Origin of the sequence: Paraburkholderia sp. SUR17 (assembly GCF_029536165.1) — a bacterium.
GTDB lineage: Bacteria > Pseudomonadota > Gammaproteobacteria > Burkholderiales > Burkholderiaceae > Paraburkholderia > Paraburkholderia kururiensis.
In genome coordinates this window covers 1,318,408-1,344,625 of the sequence record NZ_CP120508.1, presented here as the reverse complement: position 1 = coordinate 1,344,625, position 26,218 = coordinate 1,318,408, and the positions used below count along the sequence as shown (strand labels likewise).

The window sequence follows — 26,218 nt, the reverse complement described above, 5'->3', positions numbered from 1 at the left end:
TTCAGTAATCCTAAGTCACGAGCGCAATAAAACTCGTACGAAACGACGGGTTATTGCATACGACTAGAACAATTTGGGTGTACCCACCCAGACCAGCACCGTTTCTTCAGCGGCCGTATTCGTCCACCCATGCGGCACCGTGGATGCGTAGTGCGCGCTGTCACCGGCCTGCAATCCGAATGTCGTACCTTCCAGCGTGAGAGAGAGCTGTCCGCGGATCACATACAGGAACTCTTCTCCCGCATGCGTGGTTACTTCGGAAGGCTGCTGTCCCGCCGGCATCCTGACCAGGATGGCCTCCAGCTTGCGGTCGTCCGACAGATTCGTCAGGCGTCCAAAAAGATTCGCGGAATCGGCGAACCCGAAGAACTTCAACTCTTCGCCGCGACATACCGACCGTGCTTCGTTCGGTGTCTCGACAAAGTACTGCACGTTCACACCCAGCGCTTCCGCAATGCCGACCAGCGATGTGATGGACGGCGTAGCATGCCCTCGTTCGACCTGCGAGAGAAACGGCTTCGAAATGCCCGCTGCCTCCGCTGTTTCCGCCAGCGTGTATCTGAGCCGGTGACGCAGCGCGCGAATCTTGCTGCCTATCGCCACAGCATGTACTGCGGCGCGTGCCTTGTTATCGAGTGGCGAAACCATAGCAAGACACAATCCCGTAGTCAAAATTTGTTTGATAAAAGCAAATCATGTTTTGAAGGCTAAGGGCTTTCGTTTATCGGCGTGCCGCAATGCATGGTTTGCTGAGGCTTTAAAAGCGAACATGAGCCGCGTTTAAAACCACGAACAATCCCCTCATCGAGGCTCGTGCCGATCCAGACTTGCGTATGCAGCAATCGATTCCCGACGCCTTCACCTCCCCTTCGTCACTCCGGTCACTGCAGTGACCGCAGTTACCTCCGTCATTGCATACGGCAACGCAAGCATCCCGCTTGCTGCGATCACCTGGCGGCCACGAGCAGCCACAACCGTGCGAGGTCCGCGGAGCCGTCCGTGCCCTTCACTGCCCGGAATGCCTGCACCGCGCGCGCCTTTTCGCCGGCGATGTAATACGCCTCGCCCAGATGAAGCTGCGCCTGATCCGGATGATCGAGACCACCCTTCTTGATGGCGTCTTCCATCTGGTCGATGCCCTGCTTTGCCTGACCCGCGAACACGATGTTGAAACCGGCATCTACAGGTGCCACGGGATCGGCGCTATCAGCCGGCCCTTGCGCGCGCTTCGCAGCAAGCGCCTGCAGGCGTTTTTCGCGTTCGGCATCCGGCCCGCGACCCAGCACCCCTGATGTGAAACCCTGGTCGATTACCTGTTTGCCTTCGGCAGTCGTTCCCGCCACGATCGCGAGCTGCGTCATCTCCATGTAGTCTTCGGCAGTGTTGAGCGCGCCGGTGGCGCGACGCAGCCGGTAGGTGTCGATATCGAGGCGCGACGAATAGCCGGGTTTCGCGCGTATGGCATGAAACAGGTCGTCCCAGTAGGACTGCTTCGGGTAATACGCGACGAGCTTTTCGAGCGCGGCACGGTACGACGTGTCGTCTTTCACGCGTTGTGCGCAAGTGCCGAGCAGTTGCAGCTGGGCTTCGTCAGGCGTGTGTCCTGCGCGCGTCTGTGCATCGACGCTCGACTTGAGCGACGTGACCACGTTTGCGCAGTCGCCCGAGAGGTACCAGGATTGCACGAGCAGTGTGCGCATCTGCGGGTCCGCACCACCTGCCTTCTGGTAGCGCTGCGCCGTGGCGATGGCGCGTGCGTAGTTCTTCTGCTGGAAGTAGATGCCGGCGAGCGCGGCTGTGGTGCGCTGTTCGTCTTCGGCGCTGAGCCGGCCGGAGCCGAGCAGCGACTCGTAGGCCTGCGCCGCCGTCGCGTCGTCGCCTGCGGCCATCGCCGCGGCGCCCCGCATCTCGAGGACCATGTAGTTCTCGTAGGGCGTTTTGTCCGGCACAGCGGCTGCCTGGGCGATCTTCGCCAGCGCGTCCTTGTACTTGTGCGCGCGGTACAGGTCCTGCGCGGCATTGAGCGGCTTCGCCACGTCAGGACGCAATGTGTCCGCAGCCTGTGCCGACGGCAGTGCCGCGATTGTGCACACACCACCGAAGACGGCCGCGACTACAGCCCGGCGCACGAGCGCCACCCTGAACCATTGATGAATCATCGGTGCCCTGCCTTCCTTTCGATTGCGAGTTGCTTAGATGTGCTTTTCGGTTGCGACCCGGCACACCTACTGCATGTATTGCTCGTTGCCGATCAACCCGATCTTCGTCGCACCCACGCGCTGTGCCGCAGCCATCACGGCGGCCACGTCCTTGTACGGCACGAGCCGGTTCGGTCGTAGATGAATCTCGGCCTGGTCCGGCTCGGCGGCGACCTGTGCGAGCCGTGCTTCGAGCGCCGCGCGGTCGGGCACCAGCGTGCCGTTCCACGTCGTCGTGCCGTCGAAATCGATATCGATCTGCACGACTTCGGGCTGCTTTGGCGGAGGCGGCGGATTGCCGACCGGCAGATCCATCTTCACGGCGTGCATCTGGATCGGAATGGTGATGATCAGCATGATCAGCAACACCAGCATCACGTCGATGAGCGGTGTGGTGTTGATGTCGACCATCACTTCCGGTTCGCTGCCACCGCCCGAAGGTACGTTCATCCCCATCGTCGACTCCTAGCCGCCGCGCGCAGGCGGCTCAGTGATAAATGAAACCTTCGCGATACCCGCGCGCTCGCACGCCGTAATCACGCGGCCGATGAACTCGTAGCGCGTGCTCTGATCGCCGCGCACGTGCACTTCGGGCTGCGGCGCCTGCACGGACACGGTCTTCAGGCGATCCAGCAGCGTCTGCGCGTCCACGTGCGTTTCGTTCCAGAAGAAATCGCCATCGCGGTTCACCGCGATCTCGATACTCTTCGGCTGCGTTTGCAGCGGCTGGATACGCTCCTTCGGCAATTGCAGGGGCACCGTGTGCGTGACGACCGGAATCGTGATCAGAAAGATGATCAGGAGTACCAGCATCACGTCCACGAGCGGCGTGGTGTTGATATTGGAGATGACTTCGTCGCTCTCTGCGTCTCCAACGGTCATGGCCATGGTTGATTACCCCGCCTGTTCGACGAGCTGCGCCTTGCTTGCCACACGCACCTGGCGCTTGCCGCCTGCCAGCACCACGGTATGGAGTTGCGCGCCGAAGGCACGCACGCGTTCCATCACCGACTTGTTGCGGCGAACGAGGAAGTTGTAGCCGAGCACCGCGGGCACGGCGACCGCGAGACCGATGGCCGTCATGATGAGCGCTTCGCCCACAGGGCCCGCCACCTTGTCGATAGAAGCCTGGCCGGCAATACCGATGGCAGTCAGTGCGTGATAGATGCCCCACACCGTGCCGAAGAGACCCACAAACGGCGCCGTGGAGCCCACCGTGCCGAGAAACGCGAGACCGTCCTGCAGGCGGTTTGACACGTTGGTAATGGCGCGCTCGACCGACGCATCGATCCATGTATTGCGATCCACTGCTTCGAGCAACGCTTCGTCGTGATGTTCGCCGGCTTCGATCGCGGTTTCGGCGATGAAGCGGAACGGCGACGATTCCTCGAGTTGCTTCGCGCCTTCTGCCAGCGACGGCGCGCTCCACAGTTGCTCGTCGGCCACCTTGGCGCGGCGGTTGGCGCGGAACTGTTCGAAGAATTTGGTGATCATGATGTACCAGCTACCCATCGACATCACCACGAGCAGACCGAGCACGAAGCGCGCAACGAAGTCGCCGTTTTTCCAGAGCGCACCGAGACCATAGGGATTCTCGACCGCTTCGGTGCTGGCCGGTGCGGGCGGCGGCGCCGGCTGATCGGCAGCGGGCGCAGCCGTTTGAGGCGCAGCCGTTTGAGGCGCAGCCGTTGCCGTCGCCGTCGCATCGCTCGCCTGAGCCCACGCTGCCTGCGGCGCCACGAAGGTATCCACCGCGCCTGCTGCGATCACGATGCCTGCCGCCAGAGCGGCGAGAGTACGCTTGTTCATATCTACTCCACTTTGTCCGTTGAACCTGTACAACCTGTGTCGTTAATCAATCGCTACCGGTACCGCACGTGCGGCGTGTTCAGTTCAAGTTGAACGAGAACGGAACCTGTACACGGACAGCCTGGCCTTGAGAAATGCAGTTGAAGCGCCTCACCGTGTTGAACGCAGCGCGATCGAGTACCGGATCTGCGGACTGCGCGACACGCTCGTTCGTGATGTGCCCTTCGGGGTCCACAACGAATTCGATCAGGACGTCACCCGTGATGTTGTTTTCCTGCGCCTCCTTCGGGTACGTCATGGAAGCACGCACCTGATCCGAGTTCGGACACACCACGCCAATCTCATGACTCACCGGCTTGGCGGGCGCCACGGGCGCGGGCGGGGCTGGCGGAGCAACGGCCGGCGCGGACTGCACCGGCGTGGCCTGATGGGTGATGGTGGGCTGGGGCGGCGCCTGCACAGGCACTTCGGGCGGCGGCACGAATGGCGGCGGAGGCGGCGCGAACTTCGGCGGAGGCAACTGCACGACGGGCAGCGGCGGCGGAGGCGGCGGCTTCACCGGCTCGATGATTTTTGTTTCGATGGGATGCTGGATGACATGCACGACCTTGGTCGCAAGGCCGTTGAGGAGCGCGTAGACAAGCAAGACGTGCAGAAGGATGACAGCTGCGATACCGCCGAAGCGGCGCGCGGGACTTTGCTGCTTGCGACCGAACTGGCGTGGGCGCCCCTGCCCTGCCAGCCGGCCCGCCGCAACCGGAAACTGCCCTTCGACTTTCGAGACCACCTTCACACCTCCCTGCGTGAACCGCACATTTCCGTAAGCACCGCACCTTCTGTACTAGATAGTGGTACTAATCGACTGCAATGAAGCCCGACGCGCGAGAAGGAAGCTATAGCGGCCGACAGCGATTGCGGGAGGGCTCGCTACGATCCAGAACCTTACCGAAAGTTGCGCGCCGGACTGGATGGGGTGCAAAGATAGTCACTTCAAAATAGGCGGTCAAACTTTTTTTGATGAGAACATACTGTTTTTAGAGTAATCCCTCGAAAGGCTGAACGCCCCATTGTCACAATTAATGTGGCGTGCATGAAAGCCGCCGCTACAGCCTTAACTGGCACGGCTCCGGCAGAAAACATTAACATCACCTTTCTATTAAATTACAAACCACTATTTCAGTAATTACACCTTATTCAAATACCTTAACCCGGTAAAAAATTGCACCTGAAGCGCATCATTTCCACTGCCGCATTGGCAATGTCTTACCGGTTTTTCAGAGCAAATTAAAAAGCCGGGTAAACCCGGCTTTTGCATGACAACGCGTTATCCCAATCAATGGGACAGGTGTACCCCTTCCCTTCGTTAGTTGCTCATCGCGCCCGACGCTTCGTGCTTCATCGCGTCACCCTTTTTCATCTTGTCGCTCTTTGCCATCTTGTCGTGCTTCATGTTGTCTTTCGACATCGAGTCATGAGACATGGTGTCGTGGGACATGGCGTCGTGAGACATCGCGCCGCTCGCTTCCTGGGCGAATGCCACACCACCCGCCGTCATCAGCGAAATCGTCAGGACTGCCATCGTCATTTTCTTCAGCGTCTTCATGTTGATCACTCCATGGGTTGTGATGAGGTGTGTCTATCCGGCCACGCACCATGCGTTGCCGGGTCTTCTGAAGCATCTGCCGTCCGGGGCCGCCTTTGACCGATCAGGTGTGGCCGCCCGCGCGCGTCAGGAGCCTCCGAACCAGTTGTAGCCCTGATCGACCCAGTAGCCGCCAGGGAACGTGTTGGTGACGAAGATTTCCACGATGTGCTTGGGATTCTTGTAGCCGAGCTTGGTCGGCATTCTCAATTTCATCGGGAATCCGTATTTGGCAGGTAGACGCTCGCCGTCGTAGTCGAACGTGAGCAGAGTCTGGGGATGCAGCGCCGTCGGCATATCGATGCTTTCGTAGTAGTCGTCGGCGCACTTGAAGCCGACGTACTTCGCCGTGGTGTCCGCGCCTGCGCGCCGCAAGAACTCGCGAAACGGCGTGCCGCCCCAGCGTCCGATCGCGCTCCAGCCCTCCACGCAGATGTGCCGCGTAATCTGCTCGACGTGCGGCAGCGCGTAGAGTTCGGGCAGCGTCCACACGCGCTGGCCGGTAGCGAGGCCGCTCACCGTGAGACGGTAGGCGGACGCGTCGACGTGAGGCACTTCGTCGATGCCGTAGTAGGCGTTGAACGGAAACGGCCGCGTGATCTGCGCTTCGGTGTAAGTGGGAGCGAGCTGGTTCGGATCGAAGATCGCGGCCTGCGCGCGGTCATTCAGACGCGAGACTGCGCGCAGAAAGCGATTCACCGAATCTTCGTCCGTGACGTTGCAGCCGGTCAGCATCACGAGACCGCCAAGGCTCATCAACTGCTTGCCGAACGCGCGTCGTGCCGGCATGGCGAGTTCGCGGCGCGCGTCGATGAGGATCGACTCGCGGTCGAGCTTCGCTATCGTTTTTTTGCTTTCCATGCTCATGACGTTTCTCCTTAACGTCCGCGCAGCATCGCAACGAGCGAGCGCGGAACGAGCGCCACCATCACGAGATGCACGGCGACGAATGCGGCCATCAACGACATCGCAACGAAATGCACGACGCGTGCATTGTCGTAGCCGCCCATCAAGTCACGCAGCAGCGGGAACTGCACCGATTTCCAGACGGCGAGCCCGGACAGCACGAGCACGATCAGATCGGCTATCACGAACACATACGCTGCCTTCTGTACGGCGTTGTAGTGGCGCAGGTCGGCGTGCGAAAGCTTGCCGGTGAGCGCACCCACCAGGTCGCGCAGCACGGCGCGCGGCGTGAGCGGCAAGTACTTTCGTGCGAAACGGCCTGTGGCGAGGTTCAGCGCGAGATAGACGAGTCCATTGAAAACAAGCAGCCACATCGCCGCGAAGTGCCACAGCAGCGCACCGCCCAACCAGCCGCCGAGCGTGACGGCATTCGGAAAACTGAAGCCCGCGAACACCGGCGACGCGTTATAGATGCGCCAGCCGGAAAACATCATCACGAGCGCGGCCAGCGCGTTGAGCCAGTGCGTGAGGCGCAGCCAAAGCGGATGAATGACGCCGCCGGAAGGATGCGTTCGTTTCTCGGTGGGCGCGTCGCGATGCACATCGCGAGCGCTCGTTTCAGGGGTGGCCATATCGATCTCCAGGAAAAATCCGGTCAGTGGCACGCAGGCAGGTCGGCTGCCTGGAGGACGTCACCGCTCGCCGCATTTTCGACGAAGGCGACGACACCGAACGACCCACGCGAGGCTTTGAGCGCGTCCTGGGCGTCGGCCGGCAAGGCGATCTCGCGCTCGATGTGGGCACGTCCCGCATCCAGCACGACAGGGCCGATCCATTGGCGCACCACACGATCGTGATGCAGCGTCGCACCGCTGTTCTCGCCGGCACGCACCTGCGTCGTGAGCGCGTTCTCGTAGACGGCGACGTAGGCTTCGAGCGGACCACGCTCGCGTGCGCCGTGAGCCGTGAATTGCGCATCGACCACGACATGCGTCGGTTGCGTCGACGCTGCCGCGCCCGTTACGCCCATTACTGAGGAAGCCGAATCAGCACTAGCCGGTTCGAGCGCAATCGTGATGTCGGCTGCGGCCGGCTCAGAGCGCACCTGCGCGACGCGTGCATCGAAACTCGCGGCATGCGACCAGTTGCGCAACTCGCGTCCCGAAACGAACACTTCGGGCGTGTAGACGAGATGACCGCCGGCGCGCTCGGCGAGACCTTGTTGGCGTTCCGTAAAACTGTGCCGCGAAAAGCGATCGGTCCACCCGAGGCTGTTCCAGTAATCGACGTGCAGCGCGAGCGGCACCACCCCGCTCGCCGTGCCGCCGTCTTTCCACTGGCTCAGCCAATGGTCCGCGGGCGGGCAACTGCTGCAACCTTCGCTGCTGTAGAGCTCGACGAGCGCGACACGATGCGCCGGGCTGCGCGCCGTGCAGACCGATGCAGCCTGCGCCGCGCCGCTCACCGCCCATACGAGCGAGAGCGCCAACGCCCGTATGCACCGCGTGCTCATCCATCCGTATCTGGTCTGCATCACCGGCTCCGATCGAGGAAACTGCACGTTGGTCGGCGGTGTGAGCCACTTATGACAGCGCCAGCGAAAATTTTTTGTGCCGACGCAAACGCAATGCCGATAGCAGCCACGAGCCGGTATACGGACGCGGTGCTATGATGAATTCGTTCCATCTCCTCAATGCCTCGCGCGACACGCGCTTGCGCTAACGCCTGTTTCTCCCATGCCCGCGCCCCGCACCCGAATGCCGAGTCTCATGCGTCGCCACCGCCGAACGGGCGTGGCGAGCGCACGCGCTCGCCGTACGTTCGCGCGAGCGTGCCTTGCCGGTCTTGCCGTCGCGCCGCTCTCCACCGCCCGGCGCCCGATCTGAACCAGCCCTCCCTCAAGCTTATGGAGCCGGCCGGTCGGGCTCCGGGCCAGTCGCATCCGCAAGCTTTTCTTTTCTGGATCGAACAGGAGAACCGCTGTGAAGAAGAAAAAGATCTGCTATCTGACCGAGCTCGAAGTGGCCCGCCTGACGAAATTTGCGGCCGAGCCCGCGCTCGCGCATCAACGTCAACCACTGCTCGATGAGTTGCTGGAGCATGCGGCCATCGTGGATGCGCACGAGATTGCGCGTAATGTGGTGACGATCGGATCGCAGGTCGTGCTGCTCGACGAACAGACCGGCGAATCCATGACGTGGACCGTCGTCTACCCACCGCAGGCCGACGTGGCGCACGGACGGCTCAACGTGTTTTCGCCTGCGGGCCACGCGCTGCTTGGTGCGAAACGTGGCGAGCACATTCACTTCACGACGCCGGGCGGCGTGCAGAAAGCGATGAAGGTCGACAAGATCCTGTATCAGCCCGAGGCGGCCAACGACACCGCGTCGTGAAATTGCCGCGGCGCAGCGCCGCCCCTGGTGCACCGAAAAGGTCTGGCAGCGGGTCCAGATGCCTATACAGGACCGGTACAAGGCGGGGTGCGGAACGGGTTGCCAAGCTGCAACCGCCCGGTGTATCTTGACGGCTGCTTGCGCGGGGGTCCTGCGTCGGCGTCGCTTCGGCGATGCCTGCCGCGGGTGAGAAATACCCTTTGAACCTGATCTGGATAATGCCAGCGCAGGGAAGCGTCCGGGTTTCGCCTCGGTTTCATCGGCTTTCGGGCCACCTCTTCTCGCGAAATCCGTCCACGTTCATTTCGTCTCCTGCGTAGCGAACCCACATCAGGAGAGATGCATGAACGCGAACCCAAAATTCCTTTCCGCTGACGCGCGTGTGGACGCCGCCGCCGTCGAACCGCTGCCGAACTCGCGCAAGGTCTACGTGACCGGCTCGCAGCCCGACATCCGCGTGCCGATGCGCGAAATCACCCAGGCCGACACGCCCACGGCGTTCGGCGGCGAGAAGAATCCACCCGTCTACGTTTACGACACCTCCGGTCCCTACACCGACCCCGAAGCGCGCATCGACATCCGCGCGGGGCTGCCCGCGCTGCGCCAGCGCTGGATCGAAGCACGCGGTGACACAGAAGCGCTGCCGGGTCTCTCGAGCGCCTACGGCCGCGAGCGTGCCGCCGACGCCGCCACCGCCGAACTGCGCTTTCCGGGCCTGCACCGCACGCCGCGCCGCGCGAAAGCCGGCCGCAACGTCACGCAGATGCACTACGCGCGCCAAGGCATCGTCACGCCGGAAATGGAGTACATCGCGATCCGCGAGAACCAGCGCCGCGCCGAATATCTGGAAAGCCTGCGTGCGAGCGGCCCGAACGGCGAAAAACTCGCCGCGATGATGGGCCGTCAGCATCCAGGCCAGGCGTTCGGCGCCACGGCGTTCGGTGCGAATGCGCCGAAAGAGATCACGCCCGACTTCGTGCGCGAGGAAGTGGCGCGCGGCCGCGCCATCATCCCGGCGAACATCAATCACCCTGAAACGGAGCCGATGATCATCGGCCGCAACTTCCTCGTGAAGATCAACGCGAACATCGGCAACTCGGCGGTGACGTCGTCGATCGGCGAGGAAGTGGACAAGATGACGTGGGCCATCCGCTGGGGCGGCGACACAGTCATGGATCTCTCCACCGGCAAGCACATTCATGAAACGCGCGAATGGATCATTCGCAACAGCCCGGTGCCCATCGGTACGGTGCCTATCTATCAGGCGCTCGAAAAGGTTCACGGCAAAGCAGAAGAACTCACGTGGGAAATTTTCCGCGACACGCTGATCGAGCAGGCCGAGCAAGGCGTGGACTACTTCACGATCCACGCCGGCGTGCGCCTGCCTTACGTGCCGATGACGGCCAGGCGCATGACCGGCATCGTGTCGCGCGGCGGCTCGATCATGGCCAAGTGGTGTCTCGCGCATCATCGCGAAAGCTTCCTGTACGAGCACTTCGAAGAGATCTGCGAAATCATGAAGGCGTACGACGTGAGCTTCTCGCTGGGCGACGGCCTGCGTCCCGGCTCCATCTACGACGCCAACGACGAAGCGCAACTGGCCGAACTCAAGACGCTCGGCGAGCTCACGCAGATCGCGTGGAAGCATGACGTGCAGACCATGATCGAGGGCCCGGGCCACGTGCCCATGCAGCTCATCAAGGAGAACATGGACCTGCAGCTCGACTGGTGCGACGAGGCGCCGTTCTACACGCTCGGGCCGCTCACCACCGACATCGCACCGGGTTACGACCACATTACGTCGGGCATCGGCGCGGCGATGATCGGCTGGTTCGGCACGGCGATGCTCTGCTACGTGACGCCCAAAGAGCACCTCGGCCTGCCCGACAAGAACGACGTCAAGGAAGGCATCATCACGTACAAGCTCGCGGCGCACGCGGCGGATCTCGCGAAGGGACACCCCGGCGCGCAGGTGCGCGACAACGCGCTTTCGAAGGCCCGCTTCGAGTTCCGCTGGGAAGACCAGTTCAACCTGGGCCTCGACCCGGACAAGGCACGCCAGTTCCACGACGAAACGCTGCCGAAGGACTCGGCGAAGGTGGCGCACTTCTGCTCGATGTGCGGCCCGCACTTCTGCTCGATGAAGATCACACAGGACGTGCGCGAATACGCTGCAAAAGAAGGCCTGAGCGACGACGAAGCACTGAAGAAAGGCATGGAAGTGAAGGCTGTCGAGTTCGTCAAGCAAGGCGCCGAAATCTACCAGCGGCAATGACGTAAGCGCGGGCTTTGCCTGCGCCGTCTGCGTGTTCGAGCTTGCGCCCTGCAGCATGGCGCGACAGGACGGCGGCTCAGGTCTTGGGTGCAGGCCTTAGTCCAGGCCTTGGTGCAGGCCAACTCGGGCGGTGTGCGATGCAGCGAAATTGCGCTGCAGCGCCACAGCCCGAAACATTTATTTACCGATCCGACAATCTGCTGACAAGCGTACACACCCTGATACGGCCCTCCTAGATAAGATCGTTTTATCAGGTGCCGGGCGGGCCTGACCGCCGGCACCGCGTCTTTCAACAAGAAGGAGTAGCGATCATGAAAGCGGTTCGGCATCCGGGTGCACGGCTTGGTGTGCTGGCGGCGGTTGTGGCTCTCGTGGCGAGCCTCTCGGCTTGCGACAACATGACGACGCGGCAGCGCGATACGGCCATCGGTGCAGGTGTAGGCGGTGTGGCGGGCGCGGCCATCGGCGGCAATGCGCTCTCCACGTTGGGCGGCGCGGCCGTAGGCGGCATCATCGGCAACCAGGTGGGCAAGTAACGCACGCAGGAGTGTCCGGCAGCATCAGAGGCTGAATAACACAACGATCATCAGCGGCGGCACCAATCAGGGAGATTCGCGCGGCGCACACCCGAACACGGGGTGCGCCGCGTTTTTATTAGGGTCGCGCAGCTGAAATGATGTGAAACAGGGCGTTACGGCTTTGCAATAGGCGACGTGCCGACGGCGGCGTATGCTCGATCTGTTCGACACACGCCACGTATGCGCCACGCGTAGCAGGCCCGGCCGCGCGACCCGCGTTGATCAGGTTGATCAGCGGCAGCGCCATGGTCCTGACGGAATGCGGCAAGAAGCATCGAGAAGGAGCGCCTCATCATGAAGCTGTTCCCCGCTGCGGCCCGCATAGCCAGTGCCGGCGCACTGCTTGCGCTGTCCGGCTGCTACTACTATTACCCGTACTACCCCGCCTACTATTACGCGCCGCCGGTGCCAACCGCGGCTACGCAGCGCGAAGTGCCGATCGCGCCTTCGGCATCGTCGGCGCCTTCGGCCGCGTCGTCTTCCCAGGCACCCGTCACGTCGGCGCAGACCGTTTCTCCGTCTGACGTTCCACCTGACGCGCAGTATCCCGCTCCGCTGTACGCGCCACCGCCTGTCGTGGTCGCGCCCGTGCCGGTCTATCCGGCGTGGCCCGTATATCCGGCTTACTACCCTTACCCCTGGGGCGGGTACGGATGGGGCCCGTCGGTATCGTTCAATTTCGGCTACTGGCATGGCGGCGGCTGGCATGGCGGCCATGGCGGGCGCCATCACTGACCTCGCCGCGCATTTATAACCCAGCCTCCCGTAGTTTCCCTGCTTGACGCGGCACGCCCGTTTCCTATGCTGCGTATGGCCATTGAAACGCCGCCTTAAAAGACGTCCACACACGCCGCGCATGAGCGCGCGGATGCCGGGGACGCCATCCGTCCTGCTCCAGTCCCGTCGCGCCCAACCCGCGCGGTGTTCGCGACGATTCGAACAACAACGAAGGAGACGTGATGTTTCATCAATTGCTCACCCCTATCGGCAACGCCCTGTTGCCGTCTTTCATCGTGGCCGCGCTACCCATCATCGTCGTGCTCGTGCTGCTCGGCTGGGCGAGGCGGCCGGCCTGGCAGGCGTCACTGGCCGGGCTCATCGTGGGGCTGGTCGTCGCCATCTTCGGCTGGCAGTTCCCCGTGGGACTTGCGTTCAATGCCGTGGCGGCCGGCGCCGTGTTCGCGATCTGGCCGGTCATGTGGATCGTCTTCGCCGCGATCCTGCTCTACAACATCGCGCAGCGCTCGGGACGCTTCGCGGCGTTCCGCATGTGGCTGCTCGACAACATGCCGAACGACCGGCGCGTCGTGCTCGTCGTGGTGGGCTTTTCGTTCGGCGCGCTGTTTGAAGGCATTTCGGGCTTCGGCACGCCGGTCGCGATCACGAGTTCGCTGCTGATCCTGCTCGGCTTCCCGACGCTCGAAGCGCTCACGTTCACGCTCATCTTCAACACCGCGCCGGTCGCGTTCGGCGCGCTCGGCGTGCCAATTACGGTGCTGGGTGCAGTCACTCATCTTCCCGCCGACACGCTCGGCAAGATGGTGGGCCGCCAGTTGCCGTTCTTCGCGCTGTTGTTGCCGTTCTACGTGATCGCGGTGTACGCGGGCTTTCGCAACATGCTGCGCGTGTGGCCGGTGTTGCTGGTCTCGGGCCTTTCGTTCGCGCTCACGCAATTCGTCACCTCGAACTACATCAGCTATAGCCTCACCGACGTGCTCTCCTCGCTCGTCTCGCTGATCCTCACCATCGCGTTCGTGCGGGTCTGGAAGCCGGCGCCGGATCCGCACTTCGCCATCAACGTCGACCGCGAGAAGGAAGTGCGCGGCGACATCAGTGGCATGGCGGGCTGGTACCCGTGGCTCATCGTGTCGGCGGTCGTGATCGTGTGGACGGTGGCGAAGATCTTCGCGATCGGCGACGTCAAGATTCCGTGGCCAGGACTCGACAAGGCCGTCTACATCACGCTCTACAACGCACCGTACGGCGCGGTGTGGGACTTCCAGCCGCTCGCCACCGGCACCGCGATTCTGGTGGCCGCGATCATCACGGCCTTCGTCGTGGGGCTGAAGCCGCGCGAGTTCGGCTGCGCCATCGTCGATACCTGGGTGCAGACCCGCATCGCCATCTTCACGGTGGCGACGATCGTGGGGCTCGCGTATCTCATGAACTACTCGGGGCTCAACTACACGCTCGGTCTCGGCGTGGCGTCGGTGGGAGCGTTCTTTCCACTCGTCTCCGCGTTTCTCGGCTGGGTGGCGGTGTTCCTCTCGGGCAGCGATACCTCGGGCAATGCGCTCTTCGGCAACCTGCAGGTGGTGGCCGCGCGGCAGCTCAACCTGCATCCGGTGCTCATGGCGGCGACCAACTCGTCGGGTGGCGTGATGGGCAAGATGATCTCGCCGCAGAACATCTCCACGGGTGTGGCGACTACCAATCTCAAGGGCCAGGAAGGCCACGTCTTTGCAAAGACGTTCAAGCATTCGATCCTGCTCACCATCCTGCTCGGCATTCTCGTGTGGATTCAGCAGAACGTCGTGCCGGGGATGATTCCGCATTGATTTCCATCGCTGCGGCCGCTCGCGCCGCGGCAGGCGACGGATAGCGGGCAGCGGAAGTTTTGCCCGCTCTTTGCGACACTTTCGTCTGGTTGAACTTCGTGTCTCCCGGGCTCGCTGCGTGCCGATGCCGATCCGGCCGTGCACGCAGCGGCGGCTCCCCTGCTGCGGTTTTGCTGCGGCTGTCTCGCGTGCTCTGCCTCATCGGCTCGCTTGCCCTCATGCGCTCTCCCGAATCTTGCCGTTTCATTGCGGCGTGAAACGTCGGCCACATGCGCGGTGATACCATGCGTCGCACGTCGTGACCCAACCGTGCGCGGCGCACCCCTCATGAATATCAAGAACGTCTTCCAGCTCGTCATTCTCGCCGCATTGTGGGGCGCCTCCTTCCTCTTCATTCGCGTCGGCGTAACCGGTTTCGGTGTGGCACCGCTCGTCGCCGTGCGCGTGGGTATCGGCGCGTTGTTCCTTCTCGTCGTGCTGTTCGCCCGGCGCCCCGCGCGCGAAGCGTTGACCACGCTGCGCCAGCGTGCCTTGCCGCTCATTGTGGTCGGCGTGCTCAATTCAGCGGCGCCGTTCTGCCTCTTCTCGTATGCCGAGTTCACGCTCTCGGCCGGCGTGACCTCGGTCATCAATGCGACCACGCCGCTGTGGGGCGCGCTCGTCGCGTTTCTGTGGCTCAAAGACCGGCTCGGCGCACTGCGCAGCATCGGTATGGCGTTGGGTTTCGCGGGCGTGCTCACGCTGGTGTGGGATCAGATCGCGACGCCGCATGCGGGCCCCGCAGCATCGGCAGCGTCGCCGTTCGCCACGGCGCTTGCCGCCGCTGCAGCGCTCGGCGCGACGCTGCTCTACGGCATCGCGGCCAACTATACGAAGAAGTATCTGGCAGGCGTGGACGCCCTCACTGTCGCCACGGGCACCATGACGGGCGCCACGGTTCTGCTTCTGCCGCCGGCCATCGCGTCATGGCCCTCGGCCCCGATTCCGCTCGATGCCTGGGGCGCCGTGATCGCGCTCGGCGTTGCGTGCACCGGCATCGCGTACATCATGTACTTTCATCTGATCGCGACAGCGGGACCGGCGCGGGCCATGACCGTCACGTTCGTCATTCCAGTGTTCGGCATTCTGTGGGGCGCGCTCTTTCTGGACGAGCACGTATCGGCCGGCATGCTGGCAGGCTGCGGCGTGATTCTGGCGGGCACGGCCCTCGCGACGGGTGCGATCCGGCGCATTCCGGGGGTGCGGCCGCGTGAGTCGAGGGCGGTGGGCCGGGGGGAAACGCGGGGGTGACGAGCGACGGCACCCACCTGGTCTTCGAAGAATTCGATGCGTCCGTCCGTCTGACCCGATCTCGGGTAAAAAAATAGCCCGCACTCCATCGGAGTGCGGGCAAAACCGTCGCCCTACGAGGATAGGCGACGGGGCCATCGAGACCTCGCGCGAACGCGCTCCAGGTGATTCGCACAGGTCGTCGTCGGGCAGCGCACGCCGGTTCGCGGACCGGTACGCGCAACGAGGTCGATTCGTGGCGCGCTTATGCACACGCGCTCACACATCGGCACCGCTTCTTTCATGTAACGCCATCGGGCACAAGGTTGCGCGGGGGCGCGAGACGCTTGCGCAACCTGAAAAGCAGCTTGTATGCCAGCGGGAAAATGTGTCCGGACATGGCCGCCAAGTGCTTGATTGAGAAGCGAATCGGCAGCGGCAAGAGGTGTTGCGGCGGCAAACGCGGCGACGGGCGCCGCTAGCGCGTTACGGGGTAACGTCACGTTACACGACGGGTGCCCAGCCTTCTGGCGCTCACGCGCTCCGAACGAAACGCAGGCGCAAAAAAAACCCGCCTGCGGCAGCAAGGCGGGTTTCGATTTTCCTGAGGGCGTCCGGCACGAGCGCGCCGGACAATCACGCCGGATATCTTCGATCAGTGCAACTGATCGACCACGAGGCTCATGATCTGCTTCGCGGGTTTGGACGTGTCCACGTTGCCCTGGTCGTCCACCACGGCCACGCGCGTCTGGTTCTCGGTCACCGCCCGCACGTTGATGCGGTACTGCTTCGCAACCTTCTCCTTGCGGCCATGGAACACCTGGCTCCAGAAGCCCTGCTCGGCCGAGCTCATGTCCTTCGGATCGACGTAGCGGATGAAGTACAGGCCGCGATTACGGTCGCGGTCGTCCACGGTGAAGTTGCTGCGATCGAGCGCAAGGCCCACACGCAGCCACGCCCGGTCATACGGCTCGCCCAGCGTGAGTTCCGTCGCCGTGTATTGTGCGGACGTCGCCTTGGTGGACTCTTCCGGCAGCGGCTGTTGCGCGGCGAGCGCGGCGTTCTGCGCAGCCGTTGCAGCCGCGGCGGACTTCGCCGCACCCGATGCAGGCGCCGGCGCCTGTGTCGCGATCGGCGCGCCTTGCGTGTCGCCCGACGCAGAACGCGAGTCGGCAAGTTGCAGCGACGCCATGAGCCGCTTCAGATATTCCACTTCGAGGCCTGGATCGTTGGGCTTCTCGACCCACTTGCTCGTTTCGTTGTTCGGGCCGGCGAGCGCTTCATGCAGGCCCTTCTGGCTGACGAAGACGTAGGTGCCGCCGCCGGGCGCCTGTTCGAGACGCGTGCGGTACTTGTTGCGCTCCGCGGTCACGTACGAATTGCCCATGGCCTTCGAAAGCGTGTTGCGGATGAACCCTTCGTTGATCTGCGGATGGGTTTCGTTCCAGTCCGTTTCCATCACGCGCTTGTCGCGCTGATCGACCACGAGCAGGAAACCCTGCTCCTGCCAGAAGCGGCGGATCTGCGGCCAGAGCTGGTCGGGCGTCTTGTTGTCGACGACGAGCCAGCTTTCTGTGCCGTCGCGCTGCAGATGCATGCCCGAGACGGCCGGTACGACCGACACGGTGCCGGATTGGGGCGCCGCCTTTTGCACCTGCTCCAGTTGCGAGAGCGTGGTTGCGCCACCTTGCGGGGGCAGCGAGCGCTGGTCGGCGGTTTCCTCCAGCATGTTGGGCGGCACGGCAAGCGTGGACTGCTTGGCCCTCGTGTCGCTGCGGTAATCGATAGCACCCGGCGTCGGCGAGCTGCAGCCGGCGACCAGCCCGCCTGCCATCAACAGAGCGGCCGTCCGTGTGGCAAGACGTTGATAGAAATCAGTCATGTTCGGGGTAATCCTTCGGCTACACCACGGCCTCTACCCGTGGATCAACCTGCCATTCTACCGGTGCGCAACGGCGAATGGCAAAAACCGGCTACGCCGGGCGTTTTGCTCAGGGCTCCGAACGCGTGCCCGACGGCGAAGCAACCAGCCCGTGCAACGCGCAGCACGCAAGCAAGGCGTTGCGGGCCAAGCGCCGCAACTCGCGCCTGCCCGCTTATGAGCCGCGCGCAAGAACCTGCTCGAGCGCCATCGACAAAGCCGCTTCTTCGGCCGCCTGCGCCGTATCGAACACGCTGCCCGAAACATGCACCTGATGCCACGCGGGCGCGTCTGTCGCGTCGCGAAAAATGCGAAAACGCGCGCAGAATCCGTGTGGCTTTACGGGCATCACGTCGATGTCGACCGATGCGCCTTCGATCTGGTGTGTCACGTAGCCGTCCATGTCGCCCTCCTTCGTCACCACGAAACGATCGTAGCACCGGGGCTTGCAGGCAGCGGTCAATCGCGGGGGGCGCCGGCGCGCAAGGTCCGGCAGATGGCCGCGAGGCAAGTGAGATGCGTCGCCGCTCACGGCGCGCTCATCGATGGATGAAACCCCCGGACGGCGAACAGCCGGTCAGTCTTCGTCCGCCGTGGTCTTCGCGAGTTCGGGCGGCGCGAGCCAGCGAAACGACGTCAGTCCCGATTCGTTGAACGTGCACTCCGCGGCGATGGGTTTGCCGGGCTTGTGCTTCAAGCGTGCAAACCAGGCCTTGAAGCCGGAGGCAGGCGCACTCGCGGCCTCGGGCGCGCTCGCGGCGCCCACCGGCGACGCCGCGCGTGCCACGTCGTTGGATGCGCCCGACGTCCCCGACGCGCGCGCCACCTCGCCTCGTGCAGCGGAAGCGCCCGAAGCAGCGGCTGCGTCGGCAGCGTCCGCCTCTTTCCCTTCATCCACGGAATCGGCCGCCGAAGCCACAGCCGCCGACGCTGCCACAGCCGCCGAAGCCGGCCGCGGCAACTCGCCTTCTACGACCACACGCGAGCCGCGGTACGCCACCGAGGTGTGCGTCACCGACATCGTGCCCAGCGGCGTTTCGGCAAGCCGTTCACGCATGACCGTTTCGCATTGGCCAGGGTTCGTGTAGAGGGCGACGCATCCGGCTGTGAGCGCGACAACGGTCGCGAGGCCGGCGACGCAAAGAGTGCGAATTTTCATTGCTGTTCCGTTTCAGGGAGCCGCAATTGTAGCCGACGAGGCGTGGCCGGCAGCACCTGCACGCGCCCCCGCAAGGCGCCGCAGGCGAAGGCAGCGCCGCCCGGGCGCTCGCCCCGAGCCCATGCGCCACCGGCCTCATGCCCCGCGAGGCGACTGGCTGACGTATCGACCTCGGCCTCAAACGTCGCTCGTGCCGTCCACAGCCGGATACTTGCGCGCATTGAGTTCGAACTTGGCGCGCACGGCGGCATCGAGATCCACGCCCAGTACGCTCACGAGCTCGGACAGATAGATCGCGATGTCGGCCAGTTCCTGCTCGACGTGCTCGCGTTCGCCGCTTTCCATCACAGCCGCGGACTCCTCCGGCGTCTTCCATTGAAAGATCTCGACGAGTTCCGCCACCTCGACGGAAAGCGCCATCGCCAGGTTCTTGGGGTTGTGAAACTTGCGCCAGCCGCGCGCCTCGGCGAATGCGAGCGCCGTGCGCTGCAGCCCGTCGATGTCGATCAGTTTCATGCCGTTCTCCATGGGTACCGCTGCACGCCGCCTCGCGCGCGACGGCTGCTATCATAGCTGTATATCCATACAGTTGTCGCAACGTGCGCTCGACCCTCCCGGCTCCGTTTGTCCCGGATACCTCCTCCTTCTCCGTCTCCTTCTATTACCTGGCCAATTTCCAGCGGGCGCTCGCGTGGATCGGTGCGCGCTCAGCCGACCTGCTCGGCGTCGAGGAGCGGCACTTCATCGACCGCTTCTCCACGCTCGCGCAGCCTTCCCAGGCGCTTCTCACGCGCAGGCTCATGCGCCGGGGTCCGCTCTTTCGCACGAGCCGGCTGCGCTACGACGAGATCGGCTGCCCCATCGCGGCCGCGCAACCGCTCGTCGCGCTCGGCTGGATCGATTCGGACCCGCTGCTTGCTGTCGACGAACTCGCCGCGCTGCTCACGCGCGGCGAATTACCGTCTGTTGTGACGGCCACGGCGGGCGAGGCCCGTCAGGGCCTGCCCACCGCGTGGCTGCCGCCTGGGCATGGGCGCATGACGAAAACCGCGCTGGTCGAAGCTCTGGCGGCCAACGTGCTATCCGATGCGGGCAGCAACACGCCTCGCACCGATACCGCACACGGCACCTGCCACCCCTGCCGCCCCTACCGCCATTGGCGCCCCAGCGCGGACGATCACGTCTTTCATCTCGCCGTCGCGCCGCTTTGCGAGCGCCTGCGGCTGCTCTTCTTCGGCAACCTTCATCAAGACTGGTCGGAATTCGTGCTCGCCGACCTGGGCGTGCTGCGCTACGAGGCAGTGCCGTTCGACAGCACGTCCCGAGCGTTTCAGGAGCGTGCCGACGTCGACGTCTATCTCGCGCTCGACGCCTTGCGCGACGCACTCGAAAGCGCGGACGAGCCCCACGCGCTCATGGCACTGATCGAAGCCGCCGAAGGCTGCGCGAGCCGTAACCCCTGGCTCAACACACGTCGCGAGAAGCTGCTCTTCGCCATCGGCCAGCAGAGCGAGCGCTGCCGTCAATGGGATCTGGCGCTGCACGTCTACGAGCGTTGCCGCTATCCGGGCGCCCGCTATCGGCGCGTGCGCGTGCTCGAAGCGCTGGGCCGCCGCAGCGATGCGCTGGTTCTCGCCCAGCAGATCGCCACAGCCCCCGAGAGCGAAGAGGAAGCCCAGCGCAACGCCCGCACGCTCGCGCGCCTGCAACGCAACCGCTTGCGCCGGCACGATGGCGGCTTCGGCTCGTCCGTCGTACGCGACGAGCTACAGGTGCCGGCGCCGGAGCAGCCGACGCGCGTCGAAGACATTGCCTGTGAGCAACTTTCCTCGGCCGACGCGCCGGCCTTCTACGTCGAGAACACGCTCATCAACGCGCTCTTCGGCCTGCTGTGCTGGCGTGCGGTCTTCGCGCCGCTGCCGGGCGCGTTCTTCCACCCGTTCCAGCGCGGCCCGGCCGATCTGCACGCACCCGACTTCGTCGCCCGGCGCGCGGCGCTCTTCGCCGCCTGTCTCGCCGAACTCGAAACGGGCGAGTACGTGCAGACCATCACGGCCAACTTTGCGGCGAAAGCCGGCATGCAGTCGCCCTTTGTCGCGTGGAGCATGCTGACGCCCGACCTGCTCGACCTCGCGCTGCACTGCTTTCCGGCGGCCCATCTGCGGCTATGGTTCGAACGGCTGCTCGCCGATCTGAAGACGAACCGTTCGGGCCTGCCCGATCTCGTACGCTTCTGGCCTGCTGAGCGGCGCTACGCGCTGATCGAAGTGAAAGGGCCTGGCGACCGTCTGCAGGACAACCAGTTGCGCTGGCTCGAATACTGCGCCGCGCATGGCATGCCGGTGTCGGTGCTGCACGTGCGTTGGGAAGAAGCGGCACAGACCGCGACCGAAGCCGCGCCCGGCAGCGCTGAAGCTGCCAGCGAGCCGCTGCCGTGAACTGCGTGAACTGGACCGTCGCCGTGCGCGCGCTATGCGAGTACACCGCCAAACGCGGCGACCTCGACCTGCGCTTCACGCCGTCGCCCACCGCGGACGAAGGACGCGCCGGCCATCTCGCCGTCGCCGGCCGCCGCCCCGCGCATTACGAGACCGAGGTCGCTGTGTCCGGCACGTGGGGCGAACTCACCGTGCGCGGACGCGCCGACGGCTACGATCCGCTGGCCCGGCGCGTCGAAGAGATCAAGACCTATCGCGGCGACCTGAATGCGATGCGCGAAAACCATCGCGCGCTGCATTGGGCGCAGGTACGCATCTACGGCTGGCTGCTGTGCGAGAAACTCGGGCTCGATGCCATCGAACTGGCGCTCGTCTATTACGACATCGGCTCGCAGCGGGAAACCGTGCTGACCGAGACCGCCACCGCGGCCGCCCTCAAGGCGCATTTCGACGACCACTGCGGCCGCTTTCTCGCATGGGCCCGCGAAGAGATGGCGCATCGTGCCACGCGCGACGCCGCGCTCACGGCGCTGCGCCTGCCTTTCGACGACTTTCGCAGCGGCCAGCGCACGCTCGCGGAGTCGGTCTATCGCGCCGCGGTGAGCGGGCGCAGCCTGCTCGCCCAGGCGCCCACGGGCATCGGCAAGACCATCGGCACGCTGTTTCCGCTTCTGAAGGCGTGTCCGCGCGCGGGACTCGACAAGATCTACTTCCTCACCGCGAAGAGCTCGGGGCGACAGGTGGCGCTCGATACGCTGGAAAAGCTCGCGCAGGCGCAGGTCGAAGGCTCTGCCGGCGCCGCAACCGCGGCCCTGCCGTTGCGCATCGTCGAACTCGTAGCGCGCGAGAAATCCTGCGAGCATCCCGACAAGGCTTGCCACGGCGAGTCGTGTCCGCTTGCGCGCGGCTTCTACGACCGCCTGCCCGCCGCGCGCAGCGCCGCTGTCGCCGCGGGCCGGCTCGACCGCGCCGCGCTGCGCGCGGTGGCGCTGGACCATGACGTATGTCCGTACTACCTGAGCCAGGAGCTGGTGCGCTGGAGCGACGTCGTGGTGGGCGACTACAACTACTACTTCGACGTGAGCGCCCTGCTGCCCATGCTGGGCGCGCAGAACGGCTGGCGCGTCGGCGTGCTCGTCGACGAGGCGCACAACCTGCCCGACCGCGCACGCAGCATGTACTCGGCCGAACTCGCGCAGACCCGGCTCGACGCCGTGCGGCGTGGCGCACCCAAGCCGCTCGCGAGCGCGCTCATGCGCGTGCATCGGCGCTGGAACGCGCTGCACGCCGACCAGCACGAGTCGTATCGCGCAGGCGACACGTTGCCCGCCGAATTCATCGCCGCGCTCGAGCAGGCCTGCGCCACGATCGGCGATTACTTCGCGGACCATCCGCAGCCGCACGACGCCGAACTCGAACGGTTCTACTTCGACGCCCTGCATTTCGCCCGCCTCGCCGAGCGCTTCGACAAGCACTCGCTCTTCGACATCACGCTCGCCCCGCCGCACCCGGTGCGCGGCGCGCGCAGCAAGCGCTCCACGCTGTGCGTGCGCAACGTGGTGCCGGCCGGCGCGCTGCGGCCGCGCATGGCGCAGGCGCATTGTGTCGCGCTGTTCTCGGGCACGCTCGCGCCCTCGGGCTACTACGCCGACATGCTCGGCCTGCCTGACGAGACCGTGAGCATCGATATCGGCTCGCCATTCAGCGCGGCGCAGCTCGACGTCTACGTGACGCATGGCATTTCGACGCGCTATCGCGACCGCGAGGGGTCGCTTGCCGCCATTGCGGACCGGGTGGGCGACCAGTTCGCGCGGCAGCCCGGCAATTACCTGTGCTTCTTCAGCAGCTACGACTACCTGGAACGCGCTGCCCACGCCTTCGCGTCGCGCTATCCGCATGTGCCGGTCTGGCAGCAGTCGCGCACGATGGACGAAGCGGCGCAACAGGCCTTTATCGCGCGCTTCGTGCCTGACGGCTGCGGCGTAGGCTTCGCGGTACTCGGCGGCGCCTTCGGCGAGGGCATCGATCTGCCCGGCACGCGGCTCATCGGCACCTTCATCGCGACGCTGGGCCTGCCGCAGGTGAACGACGTCAACGAGCAGATGCGCGAGCGCATGCAACAGTTCTATGGCGCCGGCTTCGACTATGCGTATCTCATTCCCGGTCTTCGCAAAGTGGTACAGGCAGCAGGCCGCGTGATCCGCACGCCGGAAGATCGCGGCGTGGTGTATCTGCTTGACGACCGCTTTGCACGTGCCGACGTGCGCGCGCTGCTGCCCGCGTGGTGGCATGTGCAGACGTGGTCCGTCAAAGCGAGTCGCGCTACGGGCGCTACGGGCGCCACGCTGCAGCCCTGAAGCGCGCCTGAGCGATCGCGTTACCGCTTCCCGTTGCGATTACGAAAAGGTGAGCATAAATTCCGTCGGCGGGCGAATGCCCGCCCATTCGGATATGCATAACCGATCAGAGACGAACTCCGCACCCGTGTAATAAAAGTTACTCAATTCAGCCCTACATTAAAACCCATTCGGCAGCATTTTCTGGGCAATAAAGTACTATTATTCGATTTGAATTGAATTCATCATACATAACCACTCGACGCACCACGCCCGGCCGGACAGGGTCTGCCCCCGCGCGCGCGTACGCCCGTTCGATTAATACGGCGGCGTTTTGTCCGGGTGCAAGAAAATGTACCGCCGATATTGCATTCTAAAATTGTGCGGTTATCATGGCACTCCCGTTGCCGAGATACGCCGATTTACCGGAATTACCCGATTTTTCCTCGCCCATTGGCTTTCAGGTAATTCCTGCCTGGGAAAAGACAAACCCGACAAACCCGACCAACCCGCAAACCCGGCCAACCCGGCACGCTTGAGACTGGAGACGCAATGCTGAGTCCACATGAATTTGCCACTTTGATGCTGGTTAAAGAGGCGCCGGACCAGGTCGATTTCAGCCGCGCCGAACTGGACGCGCTGCTCGAACGGCAGCTCGTCTCGCTCGAAGAATTGGCCTGCGGCCAACGTCGCGCCCGCTTGACGAGCGACGGCGACTCCTTTCTCAAGGCGTTCGACCGCTCGCATTGAAAGGCACAGCGTTCGCGTGCGGCGGCGCCGCCCTGACTCGGCGCCACCGCCTTGCTGTACACGAAGTTCGATCAGCTTTCATCGCTCGTGACGTCCATGCATGCCGTGCATCGGCGTTCCGACATCGCCACCCGCCGTCGCCCTGCGCGCCGCTATCGTCAACGGCTCGCGTGGCACCGGCTCTAGAGGAGTTTCATCATGGCTCTACCGGGTCAGGACCAGATCGTTACCGCACAGAAAGCTAATGCCGACGCGTTCTTCGCGTTTGCGAACACGCTCTTCGAAGGCATGGAAAAGCTCGCTGCGCTGAACCTGCAGGCGGCGAAGTCGAATCTCGCCGAAGCGCAAGGCAATGCGCTCAAGGCGGTCGAGTGCTCGGCCAACCCGCAGGAATGGGTCGCGCTGCAAGCCGCGCTCGTCGCGCCGCTCACCGAGAAGGTCATGGCTTACGGCCGCCATGTATTCGACATCGCGTCGGCCACTCAGGGCTCGCTCGCGCAGATCGCCGAGGGGCAATACGAGCGCTATAACGGACGCTTCCAGGCGTTCGTGGAAGAAGCCGGCAAGAGCGCGCCGGCCGGGTCCGAGGCGGCCATCGCGGCATGGAAGTCGGCCATCGGCACCACCTCCACGCTCTACGACACGCTGCAAAAAGCCAGCAAGCAGGCCATGCAGGTCACCGAAAGCAATCTCGAAGCACTCACCACCGCCGCCTCGAAGGCCGCGCGGCGCAGCGCCGAGCAAGCCGCCGCCGGCACGGCAAAGCGCTAAACGAAGCACGGGCTCTCACGCCCGTGCTGCTGGTTTCGTCCTGCAAAGGCAGGATTCCTTATTTCAAGCTGATTGCATATCGGGGCACCGGCGCCTCGCTCGCGCCGATGCGAATTTCGTATTGACCCAAGGCCGCGCCGCGAGCGCCTGCTCCCGGTGCAGCCGTTTTTGAGGAAAAACCGATGGCAAAGCAGATCGCCGTAGTGACGGGCGGCATGGGCGGTATTGGCGAAGCGATCAGCATCCGGCTTCACGACGCGGGCTACGCCGTGGTCGTCACCTGCTCCCCCAGCAACACCGACGCCTCCGGCTGGCTCGCCCGCATGGAGACGCAAGGCCGGCAGTTCCGCGCCTATCCGGTGGACGTGGCCGACTTCGACTCCTGCACGCGCTGCGTCGCGCAGATCCAGAGCGAAGTGGGACCGGTGGACATCCTGATCAACAATGCCGGCATCACCCGGGATGCGAGCTTCAAGAAGCTCGACAAGGTCAACTGGGACGCCGTGCTGCGCACCAACCTGGACTCCGTGTTCAACATGACCAAGCCGGTATGCGACGGCATGGTGGAGCGTGGCTGGGGGCGCATCGTCAACATCTCCTCGATCATCGGGAGCAAGGGCGGCTTCGGGCAGACCAACTATGCGGCCGCGAAGGCCGGCATGCACGGCTTCACGAAGGCACTCGCGCTCGAAGTGGCGAAGAAAGGCGTCACGGTGAACACCGTGTCGCCCGGCTTCATCGCGACGAAGATGGTGATGGCCGTGCCCGAAGAAATTCGTGAAACGAAGATCATCCCGCAGATTCCGGTGGGCAGGTTGGGCGACCCCGACGAAGTCGCGGCGCTCGTCGCCTATCTGTGCTCGCGCGAGGCCGGGTTCGTGACGGGCGCGAACATCGCCATCAACGGCGGGCAGTATCTCCAGTAACGGCGCGTACGCTAAACCGTCTACGGAGGGCTGCAATGAACGAAACGACGGCTATCGTCGTGGGATCGTGCGCGCTCGCCATGGCCGCGATCTTCGTCGCGGGACACTACCGTCTGGAGCAGTGGCGGCGCAAGAAACTGGGGCTCGGGCTGATCGACGTGCGCCGGCATTGGCGACACGGGCGGCATTGAGCGCTGCCGCGTGCCATCGTGAGCGGCCGTCGCGGCGCATCGGGGCACGGACCCGGGCCACGGCCACGGCACGCACGAGCCGCCGCCCTGCCGGTCCG

The 26,218-nt window shown here is 64.2% G+C and carries 26 protein-coding genes and 1 riboswitch; of the genes, 12 read left to right on the top strand and 14 right to left on the bottom strand.

Translation table 11 applies throughout. The annotated features are described in order from the left end of the window. Window positions 1–63: 63 nt before the first annotated feature. The 10 genes from P2869_RS06015 to P2869_RS05970 all read right to left on the bottom strand — a co-directional run bounded on the left by P2869_RS06015 (window position 64) and on the right by P2869_RS05970 (window position 8,089). On the bottom strand, window positions 64–648 hold the full coding sequence (locus P2869_RS06015; RefSeq protein ID WP_033351945.1) for a cupin domain-containing protein: 585 nt from the start codon (window positions 646–648) through the stop codon (window positions 64–66). A gap of 299 nt (window positions 649–947) precedes the next feature. Further along, the gene (locus P2869_RS06010) at window positions 948–2,159 is read right to left on the bottom strand and encodes a tetratricopeptide repeat protein (RefSeq protein ID WP_277597742.1); all 1,212 of its coding nucleotides are present in this window, start codon (window positions 2,157–2,159) and stop codon (window positions 948–950) included. Window positions 2,160–2,225: 66 nt separating this feature from the next. Next, window positions 2,226–2,654 (bottom strand): biopolymer transporter ExbD, encoded by a 429-nt coding sequence (locus tag P2869_RS06005; RefSeq protein WP_026122061.1) that lies wholly within the window; start codon window positions 2,652–2,654, stop codon window positions 2,226–2,228. A 9-nt stretch (window positions 2,655–2,663) separates the two neighbouring features. Next, window positions 2,664–3,086, bottom strand: a complete 423-nt coding sequence (locus P2869_RS06000) for a biopolymer transporter ExbD (RefSeq protein ID WP_277597741.1) — start codon at window positions 3,084–3,086, stop codon at window positions 2,664–2,666. A gap of 6 nt (window positions 3,087–3,092) precedes the next feature. Beyond that, entirely contained in the window at window positions 3,093–4,007 is a 915-nt protein-coding gene (locus tag P2869_RS05995; protein ID WP_277597740.1) for a MotA/TolQ/ExbB proton channel family protein, read from the bottom strand. A 79-nt stretch (window positions 4,008–4,086) separates the two neighbouring features. Next, on the bottom strand, window positions 4,087–4,794 hold the full coding sequence (locus P2869_RS05990) for an energy transducer TonB (RefSeq protein WP_026122060.1): 708 nt from the start codon (window positions 4,792–4,794) through the stop codon (window positions 4,087–4,089). Window positions 4,795–5,370: 576 nt separating this feature from the next. Then, window positions 5,371–5,601: a pentapeptide MXKDX repeat protein gene (locus P2869_RS05985; RefSeq protein ID WP_026122059.1), complete on the bottom strand. Its 231-nt coding sequence runs from the start codon at window positions 5,599–5,601 to the stop codon at window positions 5,371–5,373. Window positions 5,602–5,736: 135 nt separating this feature from the next. Then, window positions 5,737–6,516, bottom strand: a complete 780-nt coding sequence (locus P2869_RS05980; protein WP_277597739.1) for a molybdopterin-dependent oxidoreductase — start codon at window positions 6,514–6,516, stop codon at window positions 5,737–5,739. Between the two features lie 11 nt (window positions 6,517–6,527). After that, the gene (locus P2869_RS05975) at window positions 6,528–7,187 is read right to left on the bottom strand and encodes a cytochrome b/b6 domain-containing protein (RefSeq protein ID WP_017777869.1); all 660 of its coding nucleotides are present in this window, start codon (window positions 7,185–7,187) and stop codon (window positions 6,528–6,530) included. Window positions 7,188–7,210: 23 nt separating this feature from the next. Then, complete coding sequence (locus tag P2869_RS05970) at window positions 7,211–8,089, bottom strand: DUF1223 domain-containing protein (protein WP_277597738.1); 879 nt, start codon at window positions 8,087–8,089, stop codon at window positions 7,211–7,213. Window positions 8,090–8,537: 448 nt separating this feature from the next. Between P2869_RS05970 and P2869_RS05965 the strand changes: the two genes are divergently transcribed. The 6 genes from P2869_RS05965 to P2869_RS05940 all read left to right on the top strand — a co-directional run bounded on the left by P2869_RS05965 (window position 8,538) and on the right by P2869_RS05940 (window position 15,649). Beyond that, entirely contained in the window at window positions 8,538–8,948 is a 411-nt protein-coding gene (locus P2869_RS05965) for a GreA/GreB family elongation factor (RefSeq protein WP_126875818.1), read from the top strand. 134 nt (window positions 8,949–9,082) lie between these two features. Beyond that, window positions 9,083–9,199, top strand: a riboswitch (TPP riboswitch). 92 nt (window positions 9,200–9,291) lie between these two features. After that, window positions 9,292–11,223, top strand: a complete 1,932-nt coding sequence (thiC, locus tag P2869_RS05960) for a phosphomethylpyrimidine synthase ThiC (RefSeq protein WP_277597737.1) — start codon at window positions 9,292–9,294, stop codon at window positions 11,221–11,223. Between the two features lie 311 nt (window positions 11,224–11,534). Beyond that, window positions 11,535–11,759, top strand: a complete 225-nt coding sequence (locus P2869_RS05955) for a glycine zipper 2TM domain-containing protein (RefSeq protein WP_017777865.1) — start codon at window positions 11,535–11,537, stop codon at window positions 11,757–11,759. A gap of 336 nt (window positions 11,760–12,095) precedes the next feature. Further along, window positions 12,096–12,536, top strand: coding sequence for a hypothetical protein (locus P2869_RS05950; RefSeq protein WP_017777863.1), 441 nt, complete (start codon window positions 12,096–12,098; stop codon window positions 12,534–12,536). A gap of 224 nt (window positions 12,537–12,760) precedes the next feature. Further along, window positions 12,761–14,359 carry an L-lactate permease gene (locus tag P2869_RS05945; RefSeq protein WP_017777862.1) on the top strand — a complete coding sequence of 533 codons (1,599 nt, stop codon included), beginning with the start codon at window positions 12,761–12,763 and terminating at the stop codon, window positions 14,357–14,359. Between the two features lie 327 nt (window positions 14,360–14,686). Beyond that, complete coding sequence (locus P2869_RS05940; RefSeq protein ID WP_277597736.1) at window positions 14,687–15,649, top strand: DMT family transporter; 963 nt, start codon at window positions 14,687–14,689, stop codon at window positions 15,647–15,649. A 634-nt stretch (window positions 15,650–16,283) separates the two neighbouring features. On the opposite strand, the gene bamC is transcribed toward P2869_RS05940, so the two are convergent. From bamC to P2869_RS05920, 4 genes are all read right to left on the bottom strand, one after another. Continuing rightward, window positions 16,284–17,510 carry an outer membrane protein assembly factor BamC gene (gene bamC, locus P2869_RS05935; protein ID WP_017777857.1) on the bottom strand — a complete coding sequence of 409 codons (1,227 nt, stop codon included), beginning with the start codon at window positions 17,508–17,510 and terminating at the stop codon, window positions 16,284–16,286. Between the two features lie 214 nt (window positions 17,511–17,724). After that, window positions 17,725–17,952 (bottom strand): hypothetical protein, encoded by a 228-nt coding sequence (locus P2869_RS05930; protein WP_199541386.1) that lies wholly within the window; start codon window positions 17,950–17,952, stop codon window positions 17,725–17,727. Between the two features lie 174 nt (window positions 17,953–18,126). Continuing rightward, entirely contained in the window at window positions 18,127–18,708 is a 582-nt protein-coding gene (locus tag P2869_RS05925) for a hypothetical protein (RefSeq protein WP_277597735.1), read from the bottom strand. Window positions 18,709–18,885: 177 nt separating this feature from the next. Then, complete coding sequence (locus P2869_RS05920; protein ID WP_277597734.1) at window positions 18,886–19,224, bottom strand: nucleotide pyrophosphohydrolase; 339 nt, start codon at window positions 19,222–19,224, stop codon at window positions 18,886–18,888. Between the two features lie 83 nt (window positions 19,225–19,307). Here P2869_RS05920 and P2869_RS05915 point away from each other — a divergent pair, with 83 nt between their 5' ends. From P2869_RS05915 to P2869_RS05890, 6 genes are all read left to right on the top strand, one after another. Next, window positions 19,308–21,146, top strand: a complete 1,839-nt coding sequence (locus P2869_RS05915) for a VRR-NUC domain-containing protein (protein ID WP_277597733.1) — start codon at window positions 19,308–19,310, stop codon at window positions 21,144–21,146. A 5-nt stretch (window positions 21,147–21,151) separates the two neighbouring features. Next, window positions 21,152–23,503 (top strand): ATP-dependent DNA helicase, encoded by a 2,352-nt coding sequence (locus P2869_RS05910; protein WP_277597732.1) that lies wholly within the window; start codon window positions 21,152–21,154, stop codon window positions 23,501–23,503. Between the two features lie 531 nt (window positions 23,504–24,034). Next, window positions 24,035–24,232 (top strand): hypothetical protein, encoded by a 198-nt coding sequence (locus P2869_RS05905; RefSeq protein ID WP_026122052.1) that lies wholly within the window; start codon window positions 24,035–24,037, stop codon window positions 24,230–24,232. A 198-nt stretch (window positions 24,233–24,430) separates the two neighbouring features. Next, complete coding sequence (gene phaP, locus P2869_RS05900) at window positions 24,431–25,003, top strand: TIGR01841 family phasin (protein ID WP_017777849.1); 573 nt, start codon at window positions 24,431–24,433, stop codon at window positions 25,001–25,003. A 182-nt stretch (window positions 25,004–25,185) separates the two neighbouring features. Then, a complete protein-coding gene (gene phbB, locus P2869_RS05895) occupies window positions 25,186–25,929 on the top strand; it encodes an acetoacetyl-CoA reductase (RefSeq protein WP_126875826.1) in 744 nt (247 codons plus the stop codon). A 35-nt stretch (window positions 25,930–25,964) separates the two neighbouring features. Next, window positions 25,965–26,120 (top strand): hypothetical protein, encoded by a 156-nt coding sequence (locus P2869_RS05890; RefSeq protein ID WP_017777846.1) that lies wholly within the window; start codon window positions 25,965–25,967, stop codon window positions 26,118–26,120. The last annotated feature ends 98 nt before the right edge of the window (window positions 26,121–26,218 follow it).